15 protein-coding genes are annotated in these 19,307 nt (G+C 67.0%); 11 read left to right on the plus strand and 4 right to left on the minus strand.

The window, feature by feature from the left end:
- Nucleotides 1-120 precede the first annotated feature (120 nt).
- Both ACZ1A1_RS19005 and ACZ1A1_RS19010 read right to left on the minus strand, forming a co-directional pair.
- Complete coding sequence (locus tag ACZ1A1_RS19005; protein ID WP_463621141.1) at nucleotides 121-2,484, minus strand: putative bifunctional diguanylate cyclase/phosphodiesterase; 2,364 nt, start codon at nucleotides 2,482-2,484, stop codon at nucleotides 121-123.
- Nucleotides 2,471-3,520, minus strand: a complete 1,050-nt coding sequence (locus ACZ1A1_RS19010) for a polyamine ABC transporter substrate-binding protein (protein WP_415213185.1) — start codon at nucleotides 3,518-3,520, stop codon at nucleotides 2,471-2,473. Before ACZ1A1_RS19010 ends, ACZ1A1_RS19005 begins: the two co-directional genes overlap by 14 nt.
- 226 nt (nucleotides 3,521-3,746) lie before the next feature.
- Here ACZ1A1_RS19010 and ACZ1A1_RS19015 point away from each other — a divergent pair, with 226 nt between their 5' ends.
- Nucleotides 3,747-6,056, plus strand: coding sequence for a Tex family protein (locus ACZ1A1_RS19015; RefSeq protein WP_463621142.1), 2,310 nt, complete (start codon nucleotides 3,747-3,749; stop codon nucleotides 6,054-6,056).
- Nucleotides 6,057-6,203: 147 nt separating this feature from the next.
- A complete protein-coding gene (bla, locus tag ACZ1A1_RS19020) occupies nucleotides 6,204-7,097 on the plus strand; it encodes a BKC/GPC family carbapenem-hydrolyzing class A beta-lactamase (protein ID WP_463621143.1) in 894 nt (297 codons plus the stop codon).
- A gap of 31 nt (nucleotides 7,098-7,128) precedes the next feature.
- Here bla and ACZ1A1_RS19025 read toward each other — a convergent pair whose 3' ends face one another.
- Nucleotides 7,129-7,452 carry an ArsR/SmtB family transcription factor gene (locus tag ACZ1A1_RS19025; RefSeq protein ID WP_463621144.1) on the minus strand — a complete coding sequence of 108 codons (324 nt, stop codon included), beginning with the start codon at nucleotides 7,450-7,452 and terminating at the stop codon, nucleotides 7,129-7,131.
- A gap of 73 nt (nucleotides 7,453-7,525) precedes the next feature.
- Between ACZ1A1_RS19025 and ACZ1A1_RS19030 the strand changes: the two genes are divergently transcribed.
- On the plus strand, nucleotides 7,526-8,014 hold the full coding sequence (locus tag ACZ1A1_RS19030; RefSeq protein WP_463621145.1) for an SRPBCC domain-containing protein: 489 nt from the start codon (nucleotides 7,526-7,528) through the stop codon (nucleotides 8,012-8,014).
- Between the two features lie 17 nt (nucleotides 8,015-8,031).
- Here ACZ1A1_RS19030 and ACZ1A1_RS19035 read toward each other — a convergent pair whose 3' ends face one another.
- Nucleotides 8,032-8,739, minus strand: coding sequence for a L,D-transpeptidase (locus tag ACZ1A1_RS19035; protein WP_463621146.1), 708 nt, complete (start codon nucleotides 8,737-8,739; stop codon nucleotides 8,032-8,034).
- A 344-nt stretch (nucleotides 8,740-9,083) separates the two neighbouring features.
- Here ACZ1A1_RS19035 and recO point away from each other — a divergent pair, with 344 nt between their 5' ends.
- The 8 genes from recO (at nucleotide 9,084) to ACZ1A1_RS19075 (ending at nucleotide 19,281) form a co-directional block, all read left to right on the plus strand.
- Entirely contained in the window at nucleotides 9,084-9,845 is a 762-nt protein-coding gene (gene recO, locus ACZ1A1_RS19040; protein WP_463621147.1) for a DNA repair protein RecO, read from the plus strand.
- Nucleotides 9,842-10,351, plus strand: coding sequence for a PaaI family thioesterase (locus ACZ1A1_RS19045; RefSeq protein ID WP_463621148.1), 510 nt, complete (start codon nucleotides 9,842-9,844; stop codon nucleotides 10,349-10,351). Before recO ends, ACZ1A1_RS19045 begins: the two co-directional genes overlap by 4 nt.
- Nucleotides 10,352-10,447: 96 nt before the next feature.
- The gene (locus tag ACZ1A1_RS19050) at nucleotides 10,448-13,279 is read left to right on the plus strand and encodes a DUF2339 domain-containing protein (RefSeq protein WP_463621149.1); all 2,832 of its coding nucleotides are present in this window, start codon (nucleotides 10,448-10,450) and stop codon (nucleotides 13,277-13,279) included.
- Nucleotides 13,280-13,315: 36 nt separating this feature from the next.
- The gene (locus ACZ1A1_RS19055) at nucleotides 13,316-13,969 is read left to right on the plus strand and encodes an HD domain-containing protein (protein ID WP_415213194.1); all 654 of its coding nucleotides are present in this window, start codon (nucleotides 13,316-13,318) and stop codon (nucleotides 13,967-13,969) included.
- 78 nt (nucleotides 13,970-14,047) lie between these two features.
- Nucleotides 14,048-14,893 (plus strand): MOSC domain-containing protein, encoded by an 846-nt coding sequence (locus tag ACZ1A1_RS19060; protein WP_463621151.1) that lies wholly within the window; start codon nucleotides 14,048-14,050, stop codon nucleotides 14,891-14,893.
- A 112-nt stretch (nucleotides 14,894-15,005) separates the two neighbouring features.
- Complete coding sequence (locus ACZ1A1_RS19065; RefSeq protein ID WP_463621152.1) at nucleotides 15,006-16,238, plus strand: MFS transporter; 1,233 nt, start codon at nucleotides 15,006-15,008, stop codon at nucleotides 16,236-16,238.
- A 166-nt stretch (nucleotides 16,239-16,404) separates the two neighbouring features.
- Nucleotides 16,405-17,484, plus strand: a complete 1,080-nt coding sequence (nadA, locus tag ACZ1A1_RS19070; RefSeq protein WP_463621153.1) for a quinolinate synthase NadA — start codon at nucleotides 16,405-16,407, stop codon at nucleotides 17,482-17,484.
- Between the two features lie 198 nt (nucleotides 17,485-17,682).
- Nucleotides 17,683-19,281, plus strand: coding sequence for an L-aspartate oxidase (locus tag ACZ1A1_RS19075; RefSeq protein WP_463621154.1), 1,599 nt, complete (start codon nucleotides 17,683-17,685; stop codon nucleotides 19,279-19,281).
- Nucleotides 19,282-19,307 lie beyond the last annotated feature (26 nt).

The raw sequence follows: 19,307 nt of genomic DNA on the forward strand, positions 1-19,307 counted from the left end.
TCCCCACAAGGGGGAGGGGCTTAACTTGCCGCTCCGTTGGCATTCACTATAGAACGGTGAGCAAGCCTCCTCCTTCTCCCCCCTTGTGGGGGAGATGCCGGCAGGCAGAGGGGGTATCGGCTACGCCCGAGCGCGTCGTTCGGGCTTCTGCGTGCCCTCGCGCGCCTTGTCGATGAGCCGCTGCATGGCCCAGATGCCGAGGTCCTCAAGGGTGAGGGGGCGGCTGATCAGGTAGCCCTGGTAGAGGTCGCAGCCGGCCGCGGCGAGCAGCGTCATCTTCTCGGTCGTATCGACGCCCTCGGCGATCACCGACATGTCCTGCGCATGGCATAGCGCGACGAGCGCCCGCAGCGTCGGCAGGGCCGCCGAGCGGGTGAGGCTTTCGACGAGTTCCCGGTCGAGCTTGATGGTCTCGGCCGGATATTCGATGATCTGCTGCACCGACGTATAGCCCGCCCCGAAATCGTCGATGGAGATGCGGAAGCCGCGGCTGCGCAGGATCTCGATATTGCGGCGCGACTGCTCGCCGAGCTTCACCGCGAAGGTTTCCGTCAGCTCGATCTCGATGAGCCGCGCATCGACGCCGTGCCGGTCGGCGCAGTCGCAGAAATGGTCGCTGATCGACTTCGTGTAGAGTTCCGCCGACGAGATGTTGATGCAGAGGATCGTCTCGGCGCCGAAGAGCTTGCGGATCCGGCCATGGTCAGCCATGGCCCGGTCGATCACCCACCAGTCGATCTTGCTGAAGAGGCCGGTGGTCTCCGCGATCGGAATGAACTCGTCCGGCGTTACGCGACCGAGCGCGGGCGAGGTCCAGCGCAGCAGCGCCTCGCAGCCCGTCACGCGGCCGTGGCCGTCGACGATGGGCATGTAGACGAGGTGGAATTCCTCGTCGGGATTGAGGACGCGCAGCTCCTCCTCGATGCGGCGCTGGCGGGTGCGCTTTTCGTGCAGCGAGCGCGAATAGCGCGCCGAGCCGTTCTTGCCCTGGGATTTCGCCTGGTACATGGCCGCATCGGCATTGGCGATCAGCTCCGGCAGGGTATGGGCGTCTTCCGGATAGACGGCGATGCCGATGCTCGCCGTCACCGGATAGGCCTTGTCCAGAACCTCGAAGCCTTCCGCGAAGAGCGAGAGGATGTCGCCCGCCATCTCGCTGATCGTGCCGACACCCGGCTGACAGCGCAGCATGATGGCGAATTCGTCGCCGGAAAGGCGGGCGAAGAGGCCGTCCGGCAGGGCGCGGTCCGTGACGATGCGGGCGACGATGGCCGAGATGCGGTCGGCAAGCGTTTTCAGGAGCTCGTCGCCGATCTTGTGGCCGTGCTTGTCGTTGACGAACTTGAAGTTGTCGACGTCGATGAAGAGCAGCGTGCAGCCGAGGCCGGCTTCCTCGGCCTCTTCCAGAAGCTGCGTGGAACGGATGTTGAAATATTCGCGGTTGGAAATGCCGGTCAGCGTATCCGTCCAGGAGGCGTTCTGCACGAGGTCGAAGGACTGCATGGAATGGTCGTGCAGCCGTTTGACATTGGCCGAAAGGCGGCCGATCTCGCCGGCCTCGTCCATTTCGAGGAGCCCGCTGCGGCTGCCGGTCATGACGTCGGTGAGCTGGCGGTCGAGCCGCGCGATGGGATTGGTGATGTAACGCCGCACGAGCAGCAGCACGAGGCCGATGGTGCAGAGGCTGAGCGCGATGGCGCCGAGCGCGAGCAGGCTCTTCAGCGTCCCCAGCCGGTTTTCGAGGAAGGCGGGCTGCGGCGTGAGACGCGCGAAAAGCGAGGGGCCGAGCGTCGCGGTGGCCGAGAGCGCGCCCTGTGCCAGGAACTGGTGCTGCCCGATCTCGATCGCCGCGCCATATTCCTTTTCGAGCGTGCGCTTCATCTCGAGGAAGGCATTGGGCCGCACGGCGGTCTGCACGAGGATCGCGCGGTTCTTGGCGCTGGCGACCGGCCGGTTGAAGGTCAGGGGATCGATGAATTCGGAATGCACGATCAGCGGCTCGATGCCGGCCGTGTCGAGATAGGCCCAGGACGAAAGGCGCGGGCTCGCGATGACCTGGCGGGCATGGGCGAGCTGCTGCGGCGTGATCTCGGCGAACGGATCGGCGCTGTCCTCGTAATAATAGTCGACCGTCAGCGGCGGGCGGATGATCGCGACCGAGATGAACTTCTTGCGGTCGTCGGAAAGCGAGGTGATGCTCTGCTGCAGGCGCACGCCGAGCGCCGTGCTGCGATAGCCCGCATCCGGCTCGTCGACGAAGAGGCGCACGGTGTCGCCGGCGACGAGCGAATAGATGAGGCTGCGGTTCTGCGTCACCTCGTTCTGGAAGAGCGCGGTGAGCAGGCCCATCTGCTGCCAGAGGCGCGCGCGCTCCAGCCCGAGGATCGCGGAGCCCTGGACATAATAGATAAGGGAGGCCGCGAGCACGTAGCCCGCCAGCACGACCGGGAAGATGAGGGCGAGGGCGCGTTTACCGAGCGTCACTGAGTTGGGCCAGACTGCTGATGATGCGGCGGCGGGCCTGGACCGATTGAACGGTCAGTTCCTCCTGAAGCTGGCTCTTGGCCAGGATTTCCGGTGCGGCATAGATTTCGGGATTGGAGCGGATGTCTTGCGGCAGCAGCGCGAGCGCTGCCGTGCTTGCGGTGGGCATGTTGAGCTTGAGGGCGTTGCGCGCGCCGTTCTTCGCATTGCTGATATAGTCGACCAGCCTCAGCGCGTTCTCCTTGTCCTGCGAGCGCTCGCTGACGGTGATGCAGTCGAGCCAGGAGAGCGTGCCCTCCTTCGGCACGACATAGCGCCAGAGGCCCGGCGCGTTGACCTTGCCGTTCAGCGTGTACTGGTCGCCGCTGTAGCCGAGCGCCATGTAGATCTTCGGGCCCTTGTCGGCGTTCTGGATCGAGGTGATGACGTAGTCGTAGGTCAGCACATAGGGAAGCTGCCCTTTCATCAGTTCGAAAGCCGCCTTCAATGTCTCGTTGTCGTTGGCATTGACCGACTTGCCGAGCAGCACGAGCGGCGCGACGAAGGCTTCCGCATGGTCGTCGTACATGGCGATGTGGCCGCGCAGGCTTTCCGCCGGCTTCATCAGGTCCGCCCAGGAGGAGGGCGCCTCGGTGATCTTGTCGGAACGGTAGAGGATGCCCATCGTGCCCCAGAGATAGGGCACGCCATAGCCGCCGCAGCGCTTCGTCCAGCTTTCCTCGAAGTCCTTCAGAGCGGGCACGTTCTTGCGGTCGAGCGCCATGATGATGCCGCGGTTGCCGTAGAGCTTCGCGCCGTTCTCGTTGGTGACGACCACGTCGATATTGCTGTTCGGGTCGGAGAGGATCTCGTCGCGGGCATCCCCGCTGTCGTAGAAGGTCTGACGCACCTCGATGCCGGTCTCGACCGTGAAATCGGCGAGGATCTGCTCGTCGATATAGGCTTCCCAGATGAGGAGGTTGAGCGTCGCCGCGGGGGCTGGAGCGGCCGCGGCGATGGCCGTCAGAGAGACTGCTGCAAGAAATGCGCCGCGCATGCCGAAGGCCCCGTTGCCGTTACGCAAGGCAGGATAGTCGGCAAGGCTTTATGAAGGGTTACAACCGCCAAGCCCCCTTTTTTGTCCATTCAACCCTGATGAGGCGGCGCAACGCCCTGCGGACGGTGATATATTGTGGACGTGGCCCGCCTCGGCAGGCCCGGTGGTTGGCCTGCCGCCATGCGCTCACTATGGTCGCCGCCCGCACCATCACGAGGAGTTCGACATGGCCCCGACACCGCTCAAGATCGCCAACCTGATCGCCGCCGAGATCAAGGCGACCTCCGCGCAGGTCTCCGCCGCCGTGGAATTGCTGGACGAAGGTGCGACCGTGCCCTTCATCGCCCGCTACCGCAAGGAGGCGACGGGCGGCCTCGACGATACGCAGCTGCGCACGCTCTCCGAGCGGTTGACGTATCTCCGCGAGCTGGAGGCCCGCCGCGCCTCGATCCTCGATTCCATCGCGGGGCAGGGCAAGCTGACGGATGAATTGGCCGCCAAGATCGCCACCGTCACCACCAAGGCCGAACTGGAAGACATCTATCTCCCCTACAAGCCGAAGCGCCGCACCAAGGCGGAGATCGCCCGAGAGCGTGGCCTCGGCCCGCTGGCCGAGCAAATCCTTGCCGACCGCGCGCTGGTGCCGGCCGAGCTTGCGGAAAGGTTCCTTTCCGCCGAGGTGCCGGACGTGAAGGCCGCGCTGGAAGGCGCGCGCGACATCGTCGCCGAGCAGCTGACGGAAAACGCCGATCTCCTGAAGCGCCTGCGCGAATACATGAAGGACAACGCCTTCCTGCGCTCGCGCGTCGTGGAGGGCAAGCAGGAGGCGGGCGCCAAGTTCTCCGACTATTTCGATCATACCGAGCGCTGGGCGACCGTGCCGGGCCACCGCGCGCTCGCCATGCTGCGCGGCTGGAACGAGGAGTTCCTGTCGGTCGATATCGTCGTCGACCAGGACAGCATCGAGCCGGTCAAGCCCGTCGAGCGCATCGTTGCCTCCTTCTATGCCGTCGGGACGAAGCCGGGCGACAAGTGGCTTGCCGATGTGATCGGCTGGACCTGGCGCGTCAAGCTCTCCATGTCGCTCTCGCTCGACCTGATGCGCGAGATGCGCGAGCGCTCGGAAGAGGAGGCGATCCGTGTCTTCGCCCGAAACCTCAAGGACCTGCTGCTCGCCGCCCCCGCCGGCACGCGCGCCACGATGGGCCTCGATCCGGGCATCCGCACCGGCGTCAAGGTCGCCGTGGTCGACAATACCGGCAAGGTGGTCGAGACGACGACGGTCTATCCCTTCCCGCCGAAGAACGACGTGCGCGGCACGCAGGCAGAGCTTGCAAGCCTTATCCGTAAGCACAGGGTCGAGCTGATCGCCATCGGCAACGGCACGGGCAGCCGCGAGACGGAGAAGCTGGTGGCCGACATGCTCGCCCAGCTTCCCGCGCCCAAGCCCACCAAGGTCATCGTCTCGGAAGCCGGGGCCTCGGTCTATTCCGCCTCGGAAACGGCCGCCGCCGAATTCCCCAACCTCGACGTCTCGCTGCGCGGGGCCGTCTCCATCGCCCGCCGCCTGCAGGATCCGCTGGCGGAGCTGGTGAAGATCGAGCCGAAATCGATCGGCGTCGGCCAGTACCAGCACGACGTCGACCAGGGCAAGCTGTCGCGCTCGCTGGATGCGGTGGTGGAGGACGCGGTGAACGCCGTCGGCGTCGACCTCAACACGGCCTCCGCGCCGCTGCTCGCCCGCGTTTCCGGTCTCGGCAAATCCTCGGCGGAGGCCATCGTCGCACATCGCGACGCGAATGGCCCCTTCGAGAGCCGCAAGGAGTTGATGAAGGTTTCGCGCCTCGGCGCGCGCACCTTCGAGCAATGCGCCGGCTTCCTGCGCATCCCCAACGGCAAGGAGCCGCTCGACGCCTCCTCCGTGCACCCGGAAGCCTATGGCGTCGCCAAGAAGATCGTCGCCGCCTGCGGGCGCGACCTGCGCGCCCTGATGGGCGACAGCGCGGCGCTGAAGGCGCTCGATCCGAAGGTCTTCGTCGACGAACGCTTCGGCCTGCCGACCGTCAGGGACATCCTCGCCGAGCTCGAAAAGCCCGGCCGCGACCCGCGTCCTGAATTCCGGACCGCGACCTTCGCCGACGGCGTCGACGACATCAAAGACCTCAAGGTCGGCATGCTGCTGGAAGGCACGGTGACGAATGTCGCCGCCTTCGGCGCCTTCGTCGATATCGGCGTGCACCAGGACGGCCTCGTGCACGTCTCCCAGCTCGCCGACCGTTTCGTCAAGGACCCGCATGAGGTGGTGAAGGCCGGCGACGTGGTGAAGGTGCGCGTGACGGAAGTCGACGTGCCGCGCAAGCGCATCGGCCTCACCATGCGCAAGGACGGCGGCGCGCCGGCCGGCCGCGACAATGCCCCGCGGGGTGACCGCAATGCCGGCATGAAGCCGAAGTTCAGCCAGGCCGCGCCGAAGCAGCAGGCGCCCGCGCAGGGCGCTTTCGGCGCCGCGCTCGCCGAGGCGATGAAACGGAAATAGAGGCTTTAGCCCAAATTTTCCTAATGGCTGACGGCAGAAATCGTCGTTTGTCCTGCCCCTTGCGCTTGGCCATATTCGCGGCGTGGGCGAGCTGAACGGGCCGTCGGCGCAAGGCGCGCCGGTGCCCGAAAGACAGGAAAATACACGATGACGATCACGATTTCACGCCGGCGGGCGCTTGCCGGCGCTCTCCTTGCCGTTCCCGCGGTCTCCGCGCTTGCCGGCACCGCGGCGGCCGCCGGGGATGGGAAACTGGAAAAGCGGCTTGCGGAGCTCGAAGGGCGCCACAAGGGCCGCATCGGCGTTGCCATACATAATCTTGCGACGGGCGCCCGGCTCGGCCACCGGGCCGACGAGCGCTTCCTGATGTGCAGCACCTTCAAGGCGCTGCTGGCGGGGCACATCCTCGCCCGCGTCGACCGGAAGGAGGAGGACCTCGACCGCCGCATCGTCGTGAAGAAATCCGACCTCGTGGACTGGGCGCCGGTGGTGGAGAAGCGCGTCGGCGGCAACGGGATCTCCATTGCCGAACTCTGCGCGGCGGCGATCACGCTCAGCGACAATGCTGCCGCCAATCTGCTGCTTGCGGCCTCCGGCGGGCCGAAGGCGGTGACGCGGTTCCTGCGTGGCTTTGGCGACGAGGTGACCCGCCTCGACCGCACCGAGCCCAAGCTCAACTACCACGATGCGCCGGACGACGAGCGCGACACGACGACTCCGCTCGCCATGACCGGAACGCTGCGCCGGCTGGTCTTCTCCGACGTGCTTTCCGCCCCGTCCAGGGCGCAGCTCGCCGCCTGGCTGGTGATGAACAAGACCGGCGACACGCGGCTGCGCGCCGGCTTCCCGGCGGACTGGATGACCGGCGACAAGACCGGCACGAACGGCGACAGGCACGGCAATGCCAATGACGTGGCCGTCGCCTGGTCGCCGGATCGCGGCGCGATCGTCGTCACGGCCTTCTGCGAGATGCCCGGCATTTCCGGCGACGAGCGCAATGCCGTCATCGCCGAGATCGGCCGCATCGCCGCCGAGGTCTGATTTCTTGGGGGCGCTGCCGAAGGGCGGCGCCTCAGCCTTCGAGGTCGGCCCGTAGCGCCGAAAGCACGTTCATCGCATGGCCGGCATATTGGCTGATCCACCGGTCGTGGATCGCCTGGATCGGCAGGGCGTTGAGATGGTTCCAGCGCTCGCGGCCCTCGCGGCGCGGAATGATCAGCTCCGCCTCCTCCAGCACCTTCAGGTGCTGCATGACCGTGCAGCGGTCCATCTCCGCAAATCGCTCGCAGAGCGCCCCGGTCGTCAGCGGCGCGTCCCGGATCGCGTCCAGCATCTGCCGCCTCTTGCCGTTGGCGAGCGCCTTGAAGACGGCATCCTCTTTCGATTCGCTTGACATGTTATGTTTTTATAACATATTTTGACCGGGTACAAGATCGAGAGGAGGGCGGGTCGCGCCCGAGGAGGACGGCATGACGCTGGAATTTCGCGTGAACGGCCGGATCGGCAAACCGGTCGCCGAGGTTTTCGATGCTGTGGTCAATCCGAAGAAGCTGAGCGGCTACTTCACCACGCTCGGCGGGGCGAGCGCGCCGCTCGTCGAAGGTACGACGGTGACATGGTGGGGCATGGCCCCGGTCATCGTCGACAGGGTAGAGAAGGACGCGCTCATCGTCTTCCGCTGGGACGCCATGGTCGAGGAGGGGGAGGAGCCCTACAAGACGCGCGTCGAGATTCGCTTCAAGCCGCTCGACGACGGCGGCACGATGGTGACCATCGCCGAGACCGGCTGGCGCGAGAATGCCCGCGGCCAGAAATCCTCCTACATGAATTGCGAGGGCTGGTCGCAGATGCTCGCCTGCATGAAGGCCTATGTCGAATACGGCATCAACCTGCGCGAAGGCTATTACCCGAGCGAGATGAAGGGCGTCGTCGCGTCCGAGCAGCAGGATTTCACCTGACGCCTCTGAAAGCCGGCCTAGATGGCGGCAGGCGGCACGAAGTCGCTCGCGGCCGCCACCGGCGTCGCCTCGTCCGCCGGCGTCTGGTGCTGCAGCACGACGACGCGGGTTCCGCTCGGCACGCGGCCGTAGAGGTCGATGATGTCCTGGTTGAAGAGGCGGATGCAGCCGCTCGACACGGCCTTGCCGATCGACCACGGCTCGGACGTGCCGTGGATGCGGAACAGCGTGTCCTTGCCGTCCTTGTAGAGATAGAGCGCGCGCGGCCCGAGCGGATTGGTCAGGCCCGGCTCCATGCCGTTCGCCCATTTGAGGTTCCGTTCCGGCTCGCGCTTGATCATGCTGGGCGTCGGCGTCCAGCGCGGCCATTCCGCCTTGCGGCCGATGCGCGCCGCGCCCTCGAATTCCAGTCCCGCCTTGCCGACGCCGATGCCGTAGCGCATCGCCATGCCGTCGCTCTGCACGAGGTAGAGGAAGCGGTTCTGCGTATCGATGACGATCGTGCCGGCCGGCTCCATCGTCTGGTAGGCCACCTGCTGGCGGAAATATTTCGGGTTCACCCGACTGATGTCCATCGCCGGCAGCGGGAAGCGCTCCTCCGGATGGGGCCCGTACATGGCGACATGCATCGGGTCCGGCCCCTTCCTCACCGGCTTTGCGGTGGTGACGCAGCCGGCAAGCGTTGCGGCGACGGCGAGAAGGGCGAGGGCGCGGGACACACACATGAAAGGGCACCTGTATCTGGAACTGCAATGCGGCCTCTTGGCCTTGGCCGGGGTCTATAAAGCCAAAGGCGGCGCCGGCAGGGCGAGAAGAAAGCGAAACTGTGGCAAAGGGTTAGGTGTGGCGATATGGCCACGCGCCCATGCTTGGGGTTGCCCCTCATCCGCCTGCCGGCACCTTCTCCCCGCAAGCGGGGCGAAGGGGTATGCCGTGCCGTCTTCCCAAACTTGCAACGTCGCGTGGGGCACGTCCCCTCTCCCCGCTTGCGGGGAGAAGGTCAGGGTGAGGGGCAAGGCAACCGTGTGTCATGCTTGCTCCGGCCCCACCGAGGGCGTAAGGCTTTGCCATGCAATGGAGTGACGAAGCCATCGTTCTGGGCGTGCGGCGCCACGGCGAGACGTCGGTGATCGCCGAGGTGATGACGCGTGGCCGCGGCCGGCATCTCGGCATGGTGCGCGGCGGCCGCTCGCGCACCATGCAGCCGGTGCTCCAGCCGGGCAATTCGGTCGAGGCGACATGGCGCGCGCGGCTCGACGAGCATCTCGGCGAGTTCCGCCTCGAGCCGTTGGAGCTGCGCGCCGGCCGCCTCATGGAGACCGCGACGGCCGTCTACGGCGTGCAGGCCATGGCCGCGCTGCTGCGCTTCCTGCCGGAGCGCGATCCCCATCCCCATCTCTACGAGGCGCTGTCGGTCATCCTCGACCATCTGCACGAGCCGGCCGATGCCGGCGAGCTCTTCATCCGCTTCGAGCTTGCCGTGCTGAACGACCTCGGTTTCGGCCTCGATCTCCTCGAATGCGTGGCGACCGGCAGCCGCGAGGACCTCTGCTACGTCTCTCCGAAATCCGGCCGCGCCGTCTCGCGCGCGGCGGGCGCGCCCTGGGCGGACAAGATGCTGGCGCTGCCCGCCTTCCTCGGCGACGAGAGCCGGCACGCCGCCGATGCCGCCGCGCTCGCCGACGGTTTCCGCCTGACCGCCTTCTTCCTCAACCGCCATGTCTGCGAGCCGCGCGGGCTGGAGCTTGCCAGCGCCCGCGAAGGCTTCGTGCAGGCGGCCTTGAAGGCGCTCGGCCGGCAGGACGGGGAACGCAGGGAGGTGCATGCATGACGGTCGAGATCTATCCGGGGATGGCGGTTGCCGGTATCGGCACGCTGCCGCTCGACGTGGTGGCGCGCGACGGCGGCCTCAAGGTGCTGCGGGCCATGCTTGCCCGCGATCTGCCCGCGCCGCCGATGGCAAGGACTCTCGCCTTCAGCATGACCGAGGTGGAGGAGGGGCGCGTCGTCTTCGCCGGCCTGCCGTCTGCCGACCACCTCAACCCGCTCGGCACGGTGCATGGCGGCTGGACGGCGACGGTGATGGATTCGGCGCTCGGCTGCGCCGTCTTCTCGACGGTCAGGCCGGGCGAGGCCTATACGACCATCGAGTTCAAGCTGAACCTCGTGCGCCCCGTGCTGCCCGGCATGGGCGAGGTGTTCTGCGAGGGCCGGATCGTCCATCGCGGCCGCACCATCGCCACGTCGGAAGCGTGGCTGCGCGACGGCAAGGGCAAGCTGCTCGCCCACGGCACGGAAACCTGCGCTATCTTCCCCATCGAAAATCTGATGCGCTGAGCGGCGAAGAGATCGCCTGCCTGAAACGTAACCACGTTTGGCGTTTGAGAAAAACCGGGTAGTGTTCCGCCCGGACAGTGCCGTTCTGGAGTCGCAATGCTTGAAATACTCGTCCTCGTCGCCTTTGGCCTGGCGCTCTATACCCTCAATGCCTCGCGCAACAGCGCGCAGAAACTCGGCGATGAGGTGATGCGCCTCCGGCAGGAGGTCGAGGCCCTGAAGGCGGGCGGCGTGCCCCTTGCAGCGGCAGTCCCCGCCGAAGAGACGGCTGAAGCCGCGACGGAAGAGCTGCCCGAGCCGCCGGCAGAGGAGGAGGGCTTCCCCAGCCCCTGGGCGGCGGCGCAGGCGGACGAGGCCGGCAAGGGCCGCTCCATCTTCGGCGGCGATACGCCCGCCGTGCCGGCCGATGCCGTGGCCGCGAGCGAGACGGCGGAAGAGGCCGCCGCCGTGCCTGCCGCCGCGTCGGCAAGGCCGAAGGAAAGCTTCGAGAGCCGCATCGGCGCGCGCTGGGCCGTCTGGGTCGGCGGCATCGCGCTCGCGCTCGGCGGCATCTTCATGGTCAAGTATTCCATCGAGGCGGGGCTTCTCAGCCCCGCCGTGCGGCTGTCGCTCGCGGCGCTCTTCGGCCTCGTGCTGATGGCGGCCGGCGAATTCGTGCGCCGCCGCACCCAGCCGCTCATCGCCAATGCCTTCCAGAACGCCATGATCCCCGGCGTGCTGACGGCGGCGGGCGCCATCACGCTCTTCGCCGTGACCTATGTCGCCTATGCCTTCTATGCCTATCTCGGCGCGCCGGCCGCCTTCGTGCTGCTTGCCGCCGTCTCCTTCGCCACCATCGGCCTTTCGCTGCTGCACGGGCAGGCGCTGGCCGGCCTCGGCCTGCTCGCCTCGCTGCTGGCGCCCGCGCTGGTCTCGACCAGCGAGCCGAACCCGTGGGGCCTCTTCGGCTTCCTCGGCATCGCCTGGCTTGCCACCTTCGCCGCCTCGCGCATCCGCCGCTGGCAGGTCGTGCCGGCGCTCGCCAATGTCGGCATGGCCCTCTGGGCCTTGCTCTATCTCTCGCAGGCCGACACGGTCGAGGTGATGCCGGTGCTGCTCGCCATGCTCGTGCTCGCCCTCGGCCATGGCCTGCTCTGGCCGGGCGGCATCACCGCCGAGGAGATGCCCGCACCGACGGGCGCGTCCTCCGCCGATCCGCTCGACCGCCTCTTCGCCCCGCCCGCCGTCGCGGTGTCGCTGACCGGCGCGCTCGCCATGCTCTTCCCGGCGCTGATACTCGCCGGCAAGGTGCCCCTGGTTGCCGCTGCCGATTACGGCTTCGTCGCCATCGTCCTCGCGCTTGCGCTGCTCGGCGCCCTGCGCGGCTGGGCGATCTATCCGGCCGTCTTCTCCGCCGTCGGCGCGGTGGCCGGCACCGTGGCGATGTCTGCCATGCCGGTCGGCCTGTTCATCGACACGCTCGGCGTGATCGCCCCGCCGACGCTCGACGGCGCGACCCTGCCGGTTCCCGTCCTCGGCTCGGTGCCGGTCGGCCTGCTGCTGGCGCTTGCCGTCGCCTATGCGGCCGTCGGCCTTGCGGCGGTGCGCCTGCGCCTTGCCGGCTCCGATCTCTTCGCCGCGATCTGGAGCCTGCTCGCGCCGGTCGTGCCGCTGGCGATCCTCGCCATCAGCTTCCTCACCTTCGGCAATCTTTCCTTCGACCTGAAGCACGGCCTTCTCGCCGTCGTCCTCGGCCTCGTCTTCCTCGGTGCCGCCGAGGCGTTCTCGCGCGAAAGGCAGGAGACGGACGGCGTCTTCGTCCCGCAATGGGCGCTCGCCGCCGGGGGCTTCGCCTTCCTCGTCCTGGCGCTGCATGCGCTGACGGACGGCCTTGCCACCACGCTCGGCATCGCGCTGCTTGGCGCCGCCGCCGTCTTCGCCACGCGCCTTCGCCGCTGGCCGGTGCTGCCCTGGCTGATGGCGGGCGCGGCCCTCGTCGTCGCCGGCCGCATCGCCTGGGAACCGACTATCGTCGGCGCCGCGAACCTTTCGAAGGTACCGGTCTTCAACCAGCTTCTCGCCGGCTACGGCATTCCGGCCGCGCTGCTTGCCCTTTCGGCCTTCGAACTGCGCCGCTGGCCGGATATGCGCATCCGCAATCTCCTCCAGGCGCTCGCCAGCCTCTTCCTGCTGCTGACCGCCGCGATCCTCGTGCGCCACGGCATGAATGGCGGCGTGCTCGACAGCTCCGTGCCGACGCTCGGCGAGCAGGCGATCTACACGCTGCTGGTCATTGGCGCCTCGGCGACCATGATGTCGCTCGACCTCAAGTCGCCGAGCCCGGTCTTCCGCTATGGCTCCATGGCGGTCGGCGGGCTCTCGGTCCTTTCGGTGCTGAGCGCCCATTTCATCGGGCTCAATCCCTATTTCACCGGCGAGCTACTCGGAAGGTGGCCCTTCTTCGACCTCTTGCTGATCGGCTATCTCATTCCCGGCATCGCCTATGGCGGGCTTGCCTGGTATGCGCGGAACCGCCGGCCGCTGCCCTATGTCATCATGCTGGCGCTCACCGGCGTCGCGCTCGCCTTCGCCTGGGTCACGCTCTCCGTCCGCCGCTACTGGCACGGCGAGGGCATCGCCGACTGGAAGGGCTTCCTCCAGCCGGAGACCTATACCTATTCGGTCGTCTGGCTGCTGCTCGGCGTGGCGCTGCTCGCCGTCGGTTCGAAGTTCGATTCCAAGAGCATCCGCCTTGCCTCCGCCGGCCTCGTGCTGATCGCCGTCGTCAAGGTCTTCCTCATCGACATGTCGAACCTCGAAGGCATCCTGCGGGCGCTTTCCTTCATTGGCCTCGGCGCGGTGCTGATCGGCATCGGCCTGTTCTACCAGAAGATCCTCTCGGGAAAGGCCGGGACGGACGAAAAGGTGGAATTGAACGCATCGTCCTGACGGGATAGGTCTCGGGCAGTCTTTTTCGGGGTGCCCATGTCCTTCACCTGCCTCGCCGCCGCCTTCTCGCCCCTCGGGGACCTTGCCGGACGCCTGCTGCCGCAGGCCTTTGCCGCCGACGACGGTTCGCACGACGCCGCCCATCTCATCCGCGTGTGGAAGAGCGCCCGGCGCATCCAGGCGGAGGAGGGCGGGGACCTCCGGCTCCTCGCCGCCGCCGTGCTGCTGCACGATTGCGTGGCGGTGGAGAAGAATTCGCCGCTGCGCCGGCAGGCCTCGCGCCTCGCCGCCGAAAAGGCCGCGGGCCTGCTTGCCGCCGAGGGATGGAGCGAGGCGGATGTCGCCGCCGTCGCCCATGCCGTCCTCACGCACAGCTTCTCCGCCGATATCCCGCCGGAGACGCTGGAGGCGAAAATCCTGCAGGACGCCGACCGGTTGGACGCCATCGGGATGGTCGGCGCGGCGCGCTGCTTCTATATCGCGGGCCGCATGGGCAGCGGCCTCTACGATCCGCTGGATCCGCTCGCTGAGCACCGCCCCCTCGACGACAAGGCTTTCGCCATCGACCATTTCGAGGTGAAGCTCTTCCGGCTGGCCGATGGCTTCCGGACGGCGGCGGGCGCGCGCATGGCCAAGGCCCGCACGGAGCGCCTGCGCGCGATCCGCGACATGCTCCTGGATGAAATCTGAGCGAAAACATGCTTTTGTGCCGCCGGATTGAATCGATCCGGCAAGGCGTTGAATCGAAGTTTCAGGAAAGGTCGCCCCATGAAGGTCGAGGCTCTGAATATCTATCCGCTGAAGAGCGGTCGGGCCATTCCCGTCGAGAGCGCGTCCGTGCGCCTCGACGGCCTTGCCGGCGACCGGCGCTTCATGATCGTCGAACCGGACGGCCGCTGCATCACTCAGCGCGAGCTCCAGATGCTGGCCCGCGTCGAGGCGACGCCGGTCGGCGGAAGCCTGCATCTGGAGATGGAAGGCCGCCAGCTCTTCGCGAGCTTCGAGCCGGAAGACCGCCTCGACGTGACGATCTGGGATACGCCCGTCAATGCCGCGGTGGCCGACGAGGCGGTGAACGAGGCGCTGTCGGACTGGTTCGCCCGCCCCGTGAAGCTGGTGCACATGGATGCGGCGGCCCACCGCGCCGAGGGCGAGGAATGGGCGGGCAACCCGGTGCCGGTGCGTTTTGCGGACGGCTTTCCCGTCCTCGTCACCACGACGGGCTCGCTGGCCGATCTCAATCGCACGCTCGTCGCCAAGGGGCAGGAGCCGGTCGGCATGGACCGCTTCCGCACCAATATCCTCGTGACCTGCGAGGAGCCCTGGCAGGAGGATTTCTGGGAAACCATCGAGATCGGCGGCGTGACCTTCGATCTCGTCAAACCCTGCGCCCGCTGCATCATGATCACACAGGACCAGACGACCGGCGAGCGCATCGGCGGCAACCCGATCCAGGGCCTTGCGGAAAAGCGCATGTCGGCCGACCGCCGCGTGCCCGGCGTCCTCTTCGGCTGGAACGCCGTGCCGCGCGGCGAGGGCGACATCCGCCTCGGCGATGCCGTGGAGGTGAAGGCCACGCGCGCCGAGCGCTGGCCGCTCAAGGTGCGGGCGTGAACCCCGCCCGCCGCGGCCCTTCCATCAACCTGGTTGATCGTTCGCTCAATTAAATTCGCTTTCGTTCATCGATGGTGGCGGGTAGGGTCCGTATCCCTATCTGGAGACCACCATGTCCGTCACCACCGTTACGGCTCCGGCCGCGAGCCGGCCGATGCCCTGGCTCATCATCGTCGCCGGTTCGCTGATCGCCGTGCTCACCTTCGGCCCGCGCTCGGCGATGGGTTTCTTCCAGCTTCCGATGCTGCAGGATACCGGCTGGGACCGCACGACCTTCGGCCTCGCCATGGCCTTGCAGAACCTCGCCTGGGGCGTCAGCCAGCCCTTCTTCGGCGCCATCGCCGACAAGTTCGGCACCTGGCGCGTGCTGCTCGTCTCGGGCCTCGTCTATGCGCTCGGCCTTTTCCTGATGTCGCTCGGCACCTCGCCGCTCTGGCTGCATGTCGGCGGCGGCGTGCTGGTCGGGCTCGGCGTCGGGGCCGGCTCCTTCGGCATCCTGCTCTCCGCCTTCGCCCGCAACGTCACGCCGGACCAGCGCTCCATGGCCTTCGGCATCTGCACGGCGGCGGGCTCGGCCGGCATGTTCCTCTTCGCGCCGCTCTCGCAGGGTCTGATCAGCGCCTTCGGCTGGTCTGACAGCCTCGTCTGGCTCGGCGTCATGATGCTTCTCGTGCCGCTCCTCGGCATTCCGCTGCGCGGCAATTCCTCCTCCGGCATCACCGCCGCCAGCGACTACAAGCAGACCATTGGCGAGGCGCTGAAGGAGGCGCTCGGCCATCGCAGCTATCTTCTGCTCACCGCCGGCTTCTTCGTCTGCGGCTATCAGGTCGCCTTCATCACCGCGCATTTCCCGGCCTATCTCGGCGATATCGGCATCGATGCGCGCTATGCGGTGATCGCGCTGGCGCTGATCGGCTTCTTCAACGTCATCGGCTCGCTGGCCGCCGGCTTCATCGGCCAGCGTTATTCGAAGCCCTATTTCCTCGCCTATATCTACCTTGCCCGCTCGGTTGCGGTCTCGGCCTTCATCCTCCTGCCGAAGTCGCCGGCCTCCGTCATCATTTTTGCCGTGGTGATGGGCCTGCTCTGGCTCTCCACCGTGCCGCCGACCAACGGCCTCGTCGCCATCATGTTCGGCACGAAGCATCTCGGCCTGCTCGGCGGCATCGTCTTCCTGTCGCACCAGGTCGGCTCGTTCCTCGGCGTGTGGATGGGCGGCTATCTCTACGACCATTTCGGCACCTACGATCCGGTGTGGTGGCTGGGCGTCGCGCTCGGTATCTTTGCAGCGATCGTGCACTGGCCGATCGAGGAGAAGGGCGTCGCCCGCCCGGCGATGGCCTGAAACTCATCACGCGCCGCCCGAAGGAATTCGGGCGGCGCGCCTTGCAAAGCGTCATAAAAGTTTCTAAATCTGAACCACCGGCCAATGCCGGTTTTGTTTTACAGCTGTTATGCTCAATATGAGCAAAATGGCGAAGCCGCCGGAACCGGCGGAGGAGGAGGGTTCCATGACCGTTCTGGCCCAGCATGCAGTGGAGGCCGAAGCCGCACGTCCGCTGACCGCCGCGGAGCGCTTCGGCGTCGCCGAGAAACCGGACCTCACCTTCACGCCCGAGATCGCCCGCGAGACCGAGCACCTCTACGAGAAGGTCAAACAGTTCATCCCCGCCTTCGAATGGCCGGTCTACGCGCCCTATGTCGCCGCCATCAACCGGCTGAAGAAGGAGCGCGGCGCGGTCATCCTCGCGCATAATTACCAGACGCCGGAAATCTTCCACTGCGTCGCCGACATCGTCGGCGATTCGCTCCAGCTTGCCCGCGACGCCACCAGGGTCGACGCCGAGATCATCATCCAGTGCGGCGTGCACTTCATGGCCGAGACCTCCAAGCTGCTGAACCCGGAAAAGACCGTCCTCATTCCGGATGCTCGCGCCGGCTGCTCGCTGTCGGAATCGATCACCGGCGCGGATGTGCGCCTGCTCAAGCAGCGTTATCCCGGCGTGCCGGTCGTCACCTACGTCAACACCTCGGCCGACGTGAAGGCGGAGACGGACATCTGCTGCACCTCGTCCAACGTGCTGGCCGTGATCGAGAGCCTGGAGAGCGACACCGTCCTCTGCATCCCGGACGAATACCTCGCGATGAACGTCGCCAAGCAGACCAACAAGAAGATCCTCACCTGGAAGGGCCATTGCGAGGTGCACGAGCGTTTCACCCCGAAGGAACTGCTCGCCTACAAGGAAGCCCATCCCGGCATCGAGATCATCGGCCATCCGGAATGCCACCCGGACGTCATCGCCGTCTGCGATTTCGCCGGCTCGACGGCGGGCATGATCAACTATGTGAAGGACAACCGCCCCGCGCGCGTGCTGCTCGTCACCGAATGCTCCATGGCCTCCAACATCCAGGCCGAGCTTCCCGGCGTCGATTTCGTCAAGCCGTGCAACCTCTGTCCGCACATGAAGCGCATCACGCTGCCGAAGATCCTCGACAGCCTGGTGAACATGACGGAGGAGGTTCTGGTCGATCCGGCGATCGCCGATCGGGCGCGCCTTGCCGTCGAGCGGATGGTGAACTTGAAGCAGTAGCGTGGCTGGCTTTCTGATCGCGGAAGGCAGAGCGCGGACGGTGCGGTTTTCGATCTCCCCCCTTGTGGGGGAGATGCCCGGCAGGGCAGAGGGGGGTGAGCCTCCTCGCCAGTGCGGGCCGCCACCCCCCTCTGTCACTTCGTGATATCTCCCCCACAAGGGGGGAGAACAGTCTGGTGCACGTCGGAGGAAAGACAAATGCCCATGGAAAGTTTCCGCCCGCAATCGTGGAACGGCATCGACGATATCGTCATCGTCGGCGGCGGGCTTGCGGGCCTGTTCTGCGCGCTGAAGCTCGCGCCGCGTCCCGTCACCATCCTTGCCGCCGCGCCCATCGGGCAGGGCGCGTCCTCCGCCTGGGCGCAGGGCGGCATCGCGGCGGCGATGAGCCCCGGCGACACCTTCGACAAGCACGTTGCCGACACGCTGGAGGCGGGCGCCGGCATCGTCGACGAGAAGATGGCGCGCTTCATGGTCTCCGAAGGCCCGGCGCGCATTCATGACCTGCTCGAATACGGCGTGCCCTTCGACCGCGACCTCGAAGGCAAGCTCCTGCTTTCGCGCGAGGCCGCCCATTCCGAGCGCCGCATCGTGCGCGTCAAGGGCGACATGGCCGGCAAGGCCATCATGGAGGCGCTGATCGCGGCCGTGCGCAACACGCCGTCAATCCGCGTGCTGGAAGGCTATGTCGTCGAGGAGCTGGTGCGCGAGGGCCGCTTCATCTCCGGCGTCGTCGCCCGGCCGGATGCCGGCCAGTCGAAGAACCGCGTGCATTTCCCCGCCCGCGCCGTGGTGCTCTGCTCGGGCGGCGTCGGCCATCTCTTCGCCGTCACCACCAATCCGTGGGAGGCCTGCGGACAGGGCGTCGGCATGGCCGCCCGCGCCGGCGCCATCATCGCCGACCCGGAATTCGTGCAGTTCCACCCGACGGCCATCAATATCGGCCGCGATCCCGCCCCGCTCGCCACCGAGGCGCTGCGCGGCGACGGGGCGCATCTCGTCAATTCCGCCGGCCATCGTTTCATGCTGGATATCCACGCGGACGGCGAATTGGCCCCGCGCGACATCGTCTCGCGCGGCGTCTTCGCCGAGGTGCAGGCCGGCCGCGGCGCCTTCCTCGATTGCACCAAGGCCGTCGGCGCGCATTTCCCCGACATGTTCCCGACGGTCTATGCCTCCTGCATCGCCGCCGGCATCGATCCGGTCAGCCAGCCGATCCCCGTCGTGCCCGCCGTGCACTACCACATGGGCGGCGTGCTGACGGATGCCGAGGGCCGCACCTCCATCGACGGCCTGTGGGCCGCCGGCGAGGTCACCTCCACCGGCGTCCATGGCGCGAACCGGCTCGCCTCCAACTCGCTGCTCGAGGCCGTCGTCTTCGCCGCCCGAATCGCGGAGAACATCAAGGGCATGCTGCCGGAGCCGAAGATCAACGACTGGGGCAAGAATGCCGGCGAGAGCGACGACCTCGTCACCATCGAGGATAGCCCCGCGCTCACGCGCCTGCGCCATGTCATGAGCGACCAGGTCGGCGTCATCCGCAACCACGAGGGCCTTGCGTCCGCCATCCGCGAGATCGCCACGCTGGAGCGCGAGAACAGCCGCATGCGCTTCCACAATATCGTCACCACGGCAAAGCTCATCGCCGTCGGCGCCTGGCTGCGCGAGGAAAGCCGGGGCGGCCATTTCCGCTCGGATTTCCCCGAGCAGAAGGCGAACTGGAAGCACCGCACCTTCCTCACGCTCGCCGACGCCGAGAAGGTGGTCGCCGAGCTTTCGCAAACGGCGGCGGCCTGACGCCGCCGTTTGAGACGCAATGAAAC

This window comes from Shinella sp. R2-11 (assembly GCF_055330205.1).